General features: G+C 60.6%; 12 protein-coding genes. 7 read left to right on the forward strand and 5 right to left on the reverse strand.

Translation table 11 applies throughout. The features are described from left to right. Window positions 1-7: 7 nt before the first annotated feature. A complete protein-coding gene (locus ACR0MO_RS12095; protein ID WP_480891472.1) occupies window positions 8-1,750 on the forward strand; it encodes a type I secretion system permease/ATPase in 1,743 nt (580 codons plus the stop codon). Further along, a complete protein-coding gene (locus ACR0MO_RS12100) occupies window positions 1,747-3,117 on the forward strand; it encodes an HlyD family type I secretion periplasmic adaptor subunit (protein ID WP_480781231.1) in 1,371 nt (456 codons plus the stop codon). Before ACR0MO_RS12095 ends, ACR0MO_RS12100 begins: the two co-directional genes overlap by 4 nt. A gap of 103 nt (window positions 3,118-3,220) precedes the next feature. Here the strand turns inward: ACR0MO_RS12100 and ACR0MO_RS12105 are convergent, their stop codons facing one another. After that, a complete protein-coding gene (locus tag ACR0MO_RS12105; protein WP_170453869.1) occupies window positions 3,221-3,838 on the reverse strand; it encodes a TetR/AcrR family transcriptional regulator in 618 nt (205 codons plus the stop codon). A 180-nt stretch (window positions 3,839-4,018) separates the two neighbouring features. Here ACR0MO_RS12105 and ACR0MO_RS12110 point away from each other — a divergent pair, with 180 nt between their 5' ends. The 5 genes from ACR0MO_RS12110 to ACR0MO_RS12130 all read left to right on the forward strand — a co-directional run bounded on the left by ACR0MO_RS12110 (window position 4,019) and on the right by ACR0MO_RS12130 (window position 8,554). Further along, window positions 4,019-4,948, forward strand: a complete 930-nt coding sequence (locus tag ACR0MO_RS12110) for an AEC family transporter (RefSeq protein WP_170622208.1) — start codon at window positions 4,019-4,021, stop codon at window positions 4,946-4,948. Between the two features lie 103 nt (window positions 4,949-5,051). Beyond that, window positions 5,052-5,885, forward strand: coding sequence for an S-formylglutathione hydrolase (fghA, locus tag ACR0MO_RS12115; RefSeq protein WP_170522652.1), 834 nt, complete (start codon window positions 5,052-5,054; stop codon window positions 5,883-5,885). 3 nt (window positions 5,886-5,888) lie between these two features. After that, window positions 5,889-7,340, forward strand: coding sequence for a Si-specific NAD(P)(+) transhydrogenase (sthA, locus tag ACR0MO_RS12120; RefSeq protein WP_170522649.1), 1,452 nt, complete (start codon window positions 5,889-5,891; stop codon window positions 7,338-7,340). Continuing rightward, complete coding sequence (locus tag ACR0MO_RS12125; RefSeq protein ID WP_170522646.1) at window positions 7,337-7,792, forward strand: YaiI/YqxD family protein; 456 nt, start codon at window positions 7,337-7,339, stop codon at window positions 7,790-7,792. The genes sthA and ACR0MO_RS12125 overlap by 4 nt, the downstream gene beginning before the upstream one ends. A 141-nt stretch (window positions 7,793-7,933) precedes the next feature. Continuing rightward, window positions 7,934-8,554, forward strand: a complete 621-nt coding sequence (locus ACR0MO_RS12130) for an HAD family hydrolase (RefSeq protein ID WP_170453874.1) — start codon at window positions 7,934-7,936, stop codon at window positions 8,552-8,554. On the opposite strand, the gene ACR0MO_RS12135 is transcribed toward ACR0MO_RS12130, so the two are convergent. The 4 genes from ACR0MO_RS12135 to paaD all read right to left on the reverse strand — a co-directional run bounded on the left by ACR0MO_RS12135 (window position 8,551) and on the right by paaD (window position 12,278). Next, window positions 8,551-9,792: an MFS transporter gene (locus ACR0MO_RS12135; protein WP_480891476.1), complete on the reverse strand. Its 1,242-nt coding sequence runs from the start codon at window positions 9,790-9,792 to the stop codon at window positions 8,551-8,553. The two genes, ACR0MO_RS12130 and ACR0MO_RS12135, sit on opposite strands and share 4 nt — an antisense overlap. Before the next feature lie 165 nt (window positions 9,793-9,957). Then, the gene (locus tag ACR0MO_RS12140; RefSeq protein ID WP_480584791.1) at window positions 9,958-10,719 is read right to left on the reverse strand and encodes a Phenylacetic acid catabolic protein; all 762 of its coding nucleotides are present in this window, start codon (window positions 10,717-10,719) and stop codon (window positions 9,958-9,960) included. Between the two features lie 13 nt (window positions 10,720-10,732). Beyond that, entirely contained in the window at window positions 10,733-11,806 is a 1,074-nt protein-coding gene (locus tag ACR0MO_RS12145) for a 2Fe-2S iron-sulfur cluster-binding protein (protein WP_170453876.1), read from the reverse strand. A 13-nt stretch (window positions 11,807-11,819) separates the two neighbouring features. Next, window positions 11,820-12,278, reverse strand: coding sequence for a 1,2-phenylacetyl-CoA epoxidase subunit PaaD (gene paaD / locus ACR0MO_RS12150; protein ID WP_170522634.1), 459 nt, complete (start codon window positions 12,276-12,278; stop codon window positions 11,820-11,822). Window positions 12,279-12,284 lie beyond the last annotated feature (6 nt).

A 12,284-nucleotide genomic window follows, 5' to 3' on the forward strand; every position in this document is an offset into this window, starting at 1 on the left:
CTATCCGATGTTCAAGAAATCCAACTCCGTCGAAACCGCCTGGGCCGCGCTGCGCAAAGGCTTTGTCGCCGTCGCGCTGTTCAGCCTGTTTCTGAATCTGCTGATGCTGGCCGGACCGCTTTACATGCTACAGGTCTATGACCGTGTGCTGACCAGCCAGAACATGGACACACTGATCGCACTGACGCTGCTGTTGGGCGGCGTGTTTGTCGTGATCGCCTGTCTCGACCTGATGCGGATGCGCATCCTTGGCCGTCTTGCCGCCCGGTTCGAGATGTCTGTCGGCGCGCCCGTTCTGGGTGCCGCCATGCGCCGCCGGGTTCAGGGCGACGGTCAGGCCGGTGAGAATCTGGTCGAAGACGTCAACGGATTTCGCGAATTCATTTCGGGCAGCACCCTGACCGCCTTTTTTGATGCGCCATGGATACCGATCTATCTGCTGGTCCTTTACGTCTTGCACCCGCTGCTGGGTCTGTTGGGGCTGGCCGGAGCCGTAACCCTGACCCTCATGGCGGTGATCAACAACGCCCGCGCCCATGCGCCGATGCAAAACGCCGCGCAGGCGCGGGGACGCTCGGATGCGTTGTTCAACACCAGCGACCGTAATGCCGAACTAGTGCACGCGCTGGGGATGAAATCCGATCTGGTGCGCCGCTGGACCGCGCTGCAGATCGATGCGCACAGGCACAAGACCAAAGCCGCTGACCGGATCGCCAGCTTTTCGGTCATGTCCAAAACTATCCGCATGGGGCTGCAATCCGCGATTCTCGGACTGGGTGCCGCCCTTGCGATCACCGGAGAATCCACCGCAGGCGTGATGATCGCCGCCACCATCGTTCTGGCCCGCGCCCTGTCGCCCATCGACCAGTTGATCGGCCAATGGCGCGGCTTTCTGGCGGCGCGCGGGTCCTATGCCAAGATCAAGGCCCTGACCCATGAGTTTGCCGAGACCCCGCCCAACCTGCACCTGCCCCGCGCGTTCAAATCCCTGAACGTCCGCATCGCACAGGCCGGACCGCCCCGCGCCATCAACGCCACGATCCGGTCGATCGATTTCGCCCTGGACGCGGGCGATGTGCTGGCCGTCATCGGCCATAGCGGCTCGGGCAAGACCACGCTGGGCAAGATGCTGGCCGGGATCTGGCACCCGCAACGGGGCGAGGTTCTGCTGGATGGCAGCCCGATGTCGAAATGGAATGCCGAGGATCTGGGCAAGCAGATCGGCTATCTGCCACAAGACGTTGAGCTATTCGACGGAACGATCCGCGAAAACATCGCGCGTTTCTCGGTCGCCATCAACGATGCCGAGGTTCTGCGCGCCGCGCGCGAGGCGGGCATTCACGAGATGATCAGCGCCCTGCCCGACGGTTATGAAACGCGCATCGGTCAGGGATTCTTCCTGTCCGGCGGTCAGAGGCAACGTCTGGCACTGGCCCGCGCGCTATATGGTGATCCGTTTGTACTGGTCCTGGACGAGCCCAATTCCGATCTGGATACCGAAGGCGAACACGCATTGCGTGAGGCTATTCTGGCCGCTCAGGCGCGCGGTGCCATTGCCATCGTGATGACCCATCGCCCCGCCACCCTTCAGGCCGCAAACAAGGTCATGGTCATGCGCAACGGGGCCCAGACTCAGTTTGGTGACAAAGAGGATGTGCTGAAGGTCAACCGCCGCAACGTATTGGAGACGCAAGCGAAACCCACACCCCAGCCCGCCCCAGCCCCCCAAGTCACAGGAGCCGCACAATGAGACAGCTTTTTCCACACACCCAATCGCAGAACACTCTGACCCTGAATGACGGGCAGATGATCGACATCACCGAAACATCGCCCGGTATTGCGCGCTATGTCCTGTTTGGACTGCTGGCCATGGTGGCTTTTGGGGCTGGTAGCGTCTACTGGGCATTTGCCTCGAAACTCGACGGGGCGGTGGTGGCCCCGGCCTCTTTCGTGGTCGAGGGCGACCGCAAGACGGTCGAGCATCTGGACGGCGGCATCATCCGCTCGATCCTGATCGCGGACGGGGATTTCGTCGAACAGGGACAGCCTCTGATCCGGCTCGACAGCACCGAGATCGAAGTCGATCTGAACGTGTTGGGCAGCCAATTGGGCGAGCTGTCGGTCCGCCGCGCGCGGTTGATCGCGCAGATGACAGGCGAGACCAGCTTTGACGAGGCCGCAGCCCTTGCCCAGTTCTCGGCCAACATGAACCGGCTGCACTGGTTCCCGGCCTATCTGACCCAGAAACAACTGTTCGACGCCGAAGCCCGCGCCCGCCGGACCGAGGCGGACATCAATGCCCAACGCATCACAGGGCTGCGCGATCAGATCGCCGGGCTGAGCGAACAGCGCCTGAGCACCCAAAACCAGATCACGATCACGCAGGTCGAATTGGACAACCTGCAGGGCTTGCTGGACAAGGGTCTGGTTGCCGCAACCCGTGTCAGCGCCCGGCAGATCGAGCTTGAGCGTCTTTCGGGCGTCGATGCCTCGCTTCGGACGCAGATGGCGCAGGCTGAGAACCAGATTCATGAGCTACAACTGACCCTGCTCAGCCAGCAAAAGCTGCGCGATGAGGTCATTGCCGGTGAACTTGCGGTGGTCGAGGCGCAACTGGACCTGATCCGCCCGCAATATGCAGGCACCGCCGAACGACGCAGCCGGATCGAGCTTGTGGCCCCGGCCAGCGGGCGCGTGGTGAACCTGACCGCCTCGACCACGGGCGGTGTGATCCGGCCGGGTGAGCATATCATGGACATTGTTCCCGCCGACCAAGCGCTGATCGTCGAAGCGCGGGTGAAAACCGCTGACATCGACAAGCTGCATGTCGGACAATCCACGCGCATCCGCCTGTCGGCCTTTGCGCAGGCCGATGTACCCGAAGCCCATGGCCAGATCTTCGATATATCAGCGGACGTGCTGGAGGATGAACGGACGGGCGAGCCCTATTACCAGGCCCGCGTCAGGCTGGATGCGGATCAACCCGCGCCGGTTACCGCGCTCGATCTTGTTCCGGGCATGCCTGCCGATCTGTTCGTCAATACCGGCGAGCGCACGGTGATCGCCTATCTGGCGCAACCCATCAGCGACCGGCTGGCACGAACTTTCATCGAATAAAGGATTTCCAAAGACCTGTGCCTTAGACCCAATACTTACCGAGTGCCATTTTAATGAGTGAAGGATGGCCTGCACCGCAAGCCCCGGTGCAGGCCATCAATTTTCAGGCACCATAGCGGGCCAGGAACATATCCACGGCATGCAGCGCGACTTCGTCAATCTCGGCCTGGCTGAACTCTTTCTGGATGCCAAAGGCAGCGCGCACCCACAGCCGAACCTTGCACAGTTCGGCAAATTGCTCGGCGGCAATCTGGACATCTTCAATCGCAAGTTCACCTCTGACAACGGCCTTTTCCAGATACTCTGCAATCTTGCGCTGTCCGTTCTGAGGTCCGGCCTCATAAAATGCCTGCCCCAGTTCCGGGAACCGATCCCGTTCTGCGACACAGACCCGGAAGACCTGTTGATTAAAGTCCGATACAAAAAACCCGACCAACTGTGTTGCGGTGATGGTCAACACCTCACGTGCTGGCTTGGTTTCATCGATCATCGACAGAACACGCTCGGCCATAAGCCGGCACTCGGTCTGTGCCACCTCGACAAACAAAAGCCGCTTGTCCGGGAAGTAGCTGTACAGCGTCGCCTTGGACACACCCGCCGCACGGGCGATGTCGTCCACACTTGCGCCTTCGAACCCATCCGCCATGAAAACCTCTCGGGCCCCGCGCAGAACCTGGTCGAATTTTCGGCCGGTGCGCAGGATGGTAGCGGTCTGGGTCATGTCGTCTCCTGATGCTTGAGGTGGTCCGAGTTTATAAACCGTTCGGTTCAGATACAAGGATTCTTGGCCATTGCGCGCAGTTTGACGTCACGATCCTGTGAAATCCGGCACTCCCAGCACGGTCACCCCTGTCCCAAGACCGGGCTTGCAGCAGGCCCAAACCATGCTAGGACAAGACCCATGGTCGAGGTCTTTCTGCGCACGCTGCCCTTCTTTGCGATCATCGGCCTGGGCTATTGGGCCGGGCGCACCCGGTTTTTCTCGGCCGAGGCCACCGCCTATCTGACCAAGTTCGTGTTCTTTTTCGCACTGTCGGCAATGCTGTTCAGGTTCGCAGCCACCCTGCCCTTTGCCGAGATTTTCAACGGCCGCCTGATCATCGGTTACCTGATCGGAACGCTGGCGGTCTATTCCCTTGCCACCTTTGTCGCGTGGTTGCGCGGCATGGACATCCCCACCGCAGCGGTCGAGGCGCAATGTGCCGCCATTGGCAATGTCGGATTTCTGGGCCTGCCGATGCTGGCCCTGCTGCTGACCGAGGCCGCAATTGGCCCGGTGATGCTGGTGCTGGCGGTTGATCTGGTGGTGTTTTCCTCACTGATTGTCATACTGATCAACGGTGGGCGGGACGGGAAACTGACCCCTTCAACGCTGCGCCTGATCGGGATCGGATTGCTGAAAAACCCGATGATCGTGTCCATTTCCGCCGGTCTGATCTGGTCAGCCTTGCAAGTGCCGGTACCCGGCCCCCTGAATGATTTCCTGACCATTCTGGGCGGGGCCGCAACGCCCGGCGCGCTTTTCGCCATCGGAGCCTCTCTGGCCGGAAAATCCGCCGAGCGCGTCCACATCGCCGCCTGGCTCAGCTTTTGCAAGCTGGTCATCCATCCCGCCTGCGTGGCCGTGGCCGTAATATGGCTGGTGCCCGTCGAAGCCTTTCCGGCGGCGGTCGCAATCGCTGCGGCGGCACTGCCCGTGGCGGGCAATGTCTACATGCTGGCCGCGCATTATAATGTCGCTCCGCACCGCGCGTCAGCCGCGATTTTGTTGTCTACTGTGGCCAGCATCCTGACCGTCCCCGTGGTCATTGCCTGGGTCGGCACCTTCTGATCTTCACCTTTTCGAAAAATACGCGCGACGAAGGTGCCCGGACTTTACGTAGGGGCCTTGGACCGTTAGCCATGGGCGAACCCTAACGTAAGGAAAAGACCTGATGGAAACCCTTTCGGAAAATGCCTGTTTCGGTGGCGTGCAGGGCGTCTACCGCCATGCCTCGACCGCGTGCCAATGCGACATGACCTTTGGCCTGTTTCTTCCGGCCGAGGCAAAGGACGGCCCGGTTCCGATCCTGTGGTATCTGTCGGGCCTGACCTGCACCCATGAAAACGCGATGACCAAAGCTGGGGCGCAAGCCTGGGCTGCTGAACAGGGCATCGCGGTCATCTTCCCCGACACCTCGCCGCGCGGCGAAGGTGTGGCCGATCACGAGGATTACGATCTGGGTCAGGGTGCCGGGTTCTATGTGAACGCAACGCAGTCCCCCTGGGCCCCGCATTTCAACATGTGGGATTATGTGGCCGAGGAATTGCCCGCCTTTGTGGCCGAGAATTTTGCCATCGACATGGATCGTCAGGCCATCACCGGCCATTCGATGGGCGGCCACGGTGCGCTGACGCTGGCGATGAATCTGCCGGGTCGGTTCCGGTCGGTGTCGGCCTTCGCGCCGATTTCGAACCCCACCGGTGCGGATTGGGGTCGCAAACAGCTTGCCGCGTATCTGGGCGAAGATGAGGGCCTTTGGCATAAGCACGACGCGTCCCTGATGATGAAAGAGGTCGGCTTTGACGGCCCTATCCTGATCGACACTGGCGCAAGCGATCAGTTCATCGACCTGCTGCGCCCCGAGGCTCTGGCACAGGCCATCGCCGAACGTCGCCAGCAGGCCACTTATCGCCTGCAGCCGGGCTATGATCATTCCTATTTCTTTGTGTCCACCTTCATGGAAGACCACATCACCTTCCACGCCGAAGCGCTGTACGGAGACTGAGGCATGAGCGACTATGACTACGACCTGATCATCATCGGGTCCGGTCCCTCGGGGCGGTCCGCCGCGATTCAGGCCGGTAAGCTGAAGCGCCGCGTGTTGGTGATTGATCGCAAGGACCGGTTTGGCGGTGTCTCGGTCCATACTGGCACGATCCCGTCGAAAACCCTGCGCGAGACGGTGCTGAACCTGTCCGGCTGGCGCGAGCGCAGCTTCTATGGGCGGTCCTATCGCGTAAAGGACCAGATCCGCGCCGAAGACCTCAAGGCCCGTCTGCACATGACGCTGGATCATGAGGTTGACGTGCTGGAACACCAATTCAACCGCAACCACGTCGAAACCCTGAACGGGTTGGCCTCGTTCGTGGGCCCGCATGAGATCGAGGTTGCCACCGATGCCGGCGAGAAAACGCGCCTGACCGCAGCCAAGTTTCTGATCGCCACCGGGACCAAAACCTATCGCCCCGATTATGTGCCTTTTAATGGCAAGACCGTCGTGGATGGCGACGATTTTCTTGAGATGGCCGAGATTCCACGCTCGCTGGTCGTCATCGGGGCCGGGGTGATTGGCGTGGAATACGCCACCATGTTCTCGGCACTGGATGTGAGGGTGACACTGATTGAGCCGCGCGAAACCTTCCTCGATTTCATCGACAGCCGGTTGATCCACGATTTCACCCATCAGATCCGCGAGAACGGTGTCGATCTGCGGCTGGGTTCTGCGGTCGAGAAAATCGAAGACACCGGCGACCACGTTGAAGTCACGCTGGAAAACGGCCGCCACGTTCGCGCCGAAATGCTGTTGTTTGCAGCCGGGCGGATGGGCGCGACCTCAGCGTTGAATTTGGACGCGGTCGGGCTGGAAACCGACCACCGGAACCGGATCAAGGTGGATCGCAAGACCTATCAAACCTCGGTGCCACATATCTACGCAACCGGCGATGTGATCGGGCATCCCTCGCTGGCCTCTACGTCTTTGCAACAGGGTCGGGTCGCCGCGTGTCACGCGCTGGAAACACCGACCTTACCTGAAAGCCCCTGGTATCCTTATGGCATCTATTCGGTGCCCGAGATTTCCACCTGCGGAATGTCCGAGGAGGAGTTGCAGGAGCGTGGCATTCCCTATGAGGTCGGCGTCGCGCGGTTCCGCGAAACCTCGCGCGGGCATATCATGGGGTTGGAGCATGGTATGCTGAAGATGCTGTTCTCATTGAAAACCCGCCGGGTTCTGGGTGTGCAGATCGTCGGTGAAGGCGCGACCGAGCTGATCCATATCGCGCAGGCCGTGCTGAACCTGAAAGGCACCGTGGACTACTTTGTCCAGAACACGTTCAACTATCCAACGCTGGCCGAGGCCTACAAGATCGCAGGTCTGGATGCGTTCAACCGGATGCCGATCCCGGAAGAGTTCAAGGTGAAAAAGAAGCCAGCGGCAACGAAAGAGGCCAGGAAGGCGTGACAACGCTCTATATCGATGGCGATGCCTGCCCGGTAAAGGCCGAGGCCGAGCGGGTGGCGACCCGGCACAAGGTTCCGATGGCGCTGGTGTCGAATGGCGGGCTGCGGCCTTCGGCGAACCCTTTGGTGCAGGTGGTCATTGTCTCGGAAGGGGCAGACGAAGCGGATAAGTGGATCGCCGAACGCTGCGGGCCGGGCGATGTGGTGGTCACATCCGACATCCCCTTGGCCGCAAAATGTGTCGAGGCTGGCGCCCGCGTACTGCGCCCCAATGGCGAGGCGTTCACCGCCGCCAATATCGGTCAGCAACTGGCGATGCGCGACCTGATGGCCGACCTGCGTGCGGCAAACCCGTTGGGTGCAGGGGGCGGCGGCAAACCCTTCGGCAAGGCCGACCGATCCCGGTTTCTGGACGCCTTGGAACGGGAACTGAGGGCTGCAAAACGGTCATAGCCCTCCCGCCCGTCGGCGATGCATCAAAGATGCATCTACTCCGGTTGGGCCGGGCAGCGCTGCGCGCTGCGGTTGGTGCTTGAACTTGGACGCCGGGCTTGGTTCAGTCGGCCCGGCAGGAATTTGAAGCAGGAACGCAACATGCCCATCCAAGCGGTCATTTTCGACATCGGCAATGTACTGATCGAATGGCAGCCCGAGCGCTACTATGACCGCGTGATCGGCGAGGATCGCCGCCGCGCGATGTTCGACGAGGTCGATCTGCACGGCATGAACGATCTGGTGGATCAGGGCCATCACTTCACCGATACGATCTACAATTGGGCCGAGAAATATCCCAATTGGCGCGACGAGATTCGCATGTGGCACGACAAATGGATCGAGCTTGCCGCGCCTGAAATTCCGCATTCGGTCCGGTTGCAACGGGCATTGCGCGCCAAGGGCGTGCCCGTTTTTGCGCTGACGAATTTCGGTGTGCAGAATTTCGACTATGCCACCACCGTTTATCCGTTTCTGAACGAGTTTGACCGGCACTATGTCTCGGGCCGGATGAAGATGGTGAAGCCCCATGTGCCGATCTATGCACAGGTCGAGGCCGATTGTGGCCTGCCGCCCGAGACATTGCTGTTCGCGGACGACCGGATCGACAACATCGAAACCGCGCGGTCCCGTGGTTGGCAGACGCATCACTTCACCGGCCCGCAAGGCTGGGCGGATCGCCTGGTTGCCGAAGGCTTGCTGACCGAAGAAGAAGCCCGCTAGGCTGCTGCGGGTGTTGCGCCCCGGTTTTCGCGGATCGGCAGATGGACGATGGCACTGAACGCTCCGACCGCGACGCCGATCCACCAGACCATGGTGTAGTCGCCATAGACGTCATACATCCGCCCACCCAGCCAGACGCCCAGGAACCCCCCGATCTGGTGGCTGAGGAAGATGAAGCCGTAAAGCGTGCCCATGTAGCGCAAGCCGTAAAGATGCGCGACAAGGCCCGAGGTCAGCGGCACCGTCGCCAGCCACAGAGAGCCCATGACGATTGAGAAGATGATCACCGAAGTTGGCGTGATCGGCATCAGAATGAAGGCTGCGGCTGCAAGGGTTCGCGCTGTGTAGATTGCGGCGAGCAGGTATTTCTTGGGGAAGTGATTGCCCGCCCAACCTGCCAGCAACGTGCCGCCGATATTGGCAAGACCCACAAGCGAAATCGCTACGGCACCGAGGGCCGACGTCGTAGTAATGCCAAGCGAATGCAAAACACCCCCGGGCTGAATAGGGCCGCACATCTCGGTCACGAAAGCCGGGAAATGGGCGGTGATGAAGGCCACCTGATAGCCACAGCTGAAAAAACCCAAGAAGATCAAAGCATAAGACGGGTCCCGGAAGGCGCGGCCCAGGATCTGGCTCATGCTTTCTTCCAGCTCGGCCTTGCTGACCGGTTGCGGCGCGCGCATAAAGGGCAGCGTCAGAACAAGCGCAAGGATCGCAACGGCGAATACGATAAACACCTGTTGCCACGGCAGGAAGGTGAGCAACCATTCAGCAGTTGGCGCGCCGATGACCTGACCAAAACTGCCCGCAGCAGTCACAATCGCCAGAGACATCGACCGGTTCTTGTCGGATGAGGCGCGGCCAACCACAGCCAGAACAACGCCGAACCCGGTGCCTGCGATACCAAAGCCCACCAGCCAGGCGTACATCTGGTGCCCAAAGGGCGTGATCGACCAGGCCGACAGAACCATACCTGCGGCATAGGTCAGTGCACCCAGGATGATCGCCTTTCGATCACCGATCTTTTCGGCAATCGCAGCAAAGATTGGTTGCCCAATGCCCCAGGCCAGGTTCTGGATCGCAATGGCCAGGGAAAAATCGGTGCGCAGCCAGCCGAACTCATCCGCAATCGGGATCTGAAACACCCCGAACGAGGCGCGCACAGCGAAGCTGACCGTGATGATGATACACCCCACGATCAGGATCGGATTCAACAGTCGGGCGGATTGCGACATGAGGACCTCGGGGCGCATTGATCCGGCAGACGTTAGCGGATTCAGACGGCCCGTCAATTCAACAGATTTGCGGTCACGCATCAGAAATATTGATGCTCTAATCAACCTCAAAAGCAAAGGGCCGTCTGGTCGCGAATTACAGGCGGCCAAGTCGGACGACAGGGTCTAGACGGGCTTTCTAAGGTTCAACGTCGCCAAGGTCTCGCCCATCGCATGGTTCCACCGCTCTCGCAGCATGTGGTTTTCGGTGCGTCTCAGGTTCATGGATTTCAGAAGCTCGAACCGTTTCGGATCATCGCCCCCGAACGAGGCTGCCACGCGGGGCCACCAATAATCGACCGAGCTTTGCATCGCGTCCGCCTCGCCCGCAGCGATCAGCTTGGTTGCGCCCTCCAAGGCCAGATCGCCGTGGTTCGCCTCGATAGGCGCGATGATCCGGAAAGCCTCGGCCAGCGGCTGATACGAGATCGTCGAAAACTCGGCCAGTTGCTCGGCGACGGCTCGGCTCATCAGCAGGTTCATGACGACGGCATCTGTCCAGCCGCTGATCGGGTAGTTGAACACCGCAAGGCGCATGTCGTGTTTGCTGCGGGTCGCGCCAATGTCGGCATCACGGTCCAGACGCGCGGTCCAGGGGTGATGGGTGGCGTATCTTTCGGTGTCTGCCCCGAACTCACCCATGATCTTCAGGACGCGATCCGCGTTGTCGGTTTTCTCCAGCACGATCTTGGCGGCCGCTATACGTTCCTTGATGCCCGGCCCCTGATTGATGATGTCGGCAAACCCGGCGGCCCCGGCCAGTTCGCTATCGACGAAAGTGGCCATCAGCTTCATCAGTTCGGCCCGGTATCGCGGCGGGACATTGGTTGGATTGGTCAGCACCCCGCCTGCGGCCAGATAGCTGTCGAGTGTCATTGTATCGCTCATCAATCCCCTCCTGTCACTGATCGTAGTCGACGACGACGCGGTCGGTCACCGGATAGGCCTGACAGCTTAGGACATAGCCCTTTTCGACCTCGTAATCCTCAAGCGCGTGATTGGCGAGCATTTCGACCTCGCCCTCGAGCACGCGGCAGCGGCAAGTGGAACAAACTCCTGCCTTGCAGGCGTAAGGCGCGTCCATGGCGTTTTCCAGCGCGGCTTCAAGAATGGACTGATCCTTGGGTAGGGTCATGGTCTGGGTGGCCCCGTCCAGCGTGATCGACGCACTGGTCTGATTAGCCTGCGTGCCCGCCTGCGCCGCGCTTGCCTTGCGCTTGGCCCGGCCCGGTTGGGCGCTGGCGAAAAGCTCGAACTTGATCTGGCTGTCTTCCAGCCCGTGGTCGCGCAAAGCGGCGGCAATCCCCAGCATCATCGGTTCCGGCCCGCAGATAAAAGCGGTGTCCACGTTTGTGATATCGATCCAATGCTTGAAAAGCTGACCGCATTTGTCCTGCGTGACCAGACCGGTGAACAAGTCGATCTCTTGCGCGTCGGCTTCGAGGATGTGGATCACGTTCAGGCGACCCATATAGAGGTTTTTCAGGTCCTCCAGTTCTTCCCGGAACATGATCGTGTTGATGCCTTTGTTGGCATAGATCAGCGTGAAACGGGATTTGGGCTCGCGGGCCAGCGTGGTTTTCAGAATCGACAGAACCGGCGTGATGCCCGAGCCGCCGGCAAAGCCAAGATACTGTTTCTGCGCATCTGCATCGATGGGCGCGTGGAAGCTGCCCATTGGTGGCATCGCCTGCACGACGTCGCCAACGGTAAGTTCTGCATTGGCCCAGCTTGAAAAGGCACCGCCCTCGACGCGTTTGATACCAACCTGCAAAACACCGTCATCCTTGCCCGCGCAGATCGAATACGATCGGCGCAGTTCCTCACCGTCAAAATCACGCCGGAACGTCAGATACTGACCGGCAGTAAAGTCGAACTGATCCGCCGCACCGTTTACCGGCTCAAGTGTCACCACAACCGCATCGCGGATGGTCTTGTGGATGTCGGTGACTTTCAGATCATGAAAACGTGCCATCCGGTGCTCCTCCTCAGATGCACTTGAAATAGTCAAAGGGTTCCAGGCAATCGGTGCAGCGCCAATGGGCCTTGCAGGGGGTCGAGCCGAACTGGCTGACCTTCTCGACCGCCTTGCTGCCGCAATGGGGGCACCGGTCCGGGCCGCCCGCCGGTTGCGGCGGTGCAATGCCATAGTCTTCCAACCGGGCGCGGCCCTTATCGCTCAGCCAATCGGTGGTCCAGGCGGGGGCGATGCTGGTTTCGATCCGCACATCCCCGATCCCATGATCGCGCAGGGCGGTTTCGATATCCATGCTGATCACCGACGTCGCCGGGCAGCCGGAATAGGTGGGCGTGACCGTAATGACCAACGTTTCAGCCTCCCACCGCACGCCACGGACAATGCCCAGATCCACGACCGAGATCACCGGGATCTCGGGGTCGGGAACGGCATCCAGCCAGCCCCAGATCTGTTCGGTCGAGGCCTGCATCACATC

The sequence above is a fragment of the Ruegeria sp. K5 genome, from assembly GCF_056531805.1.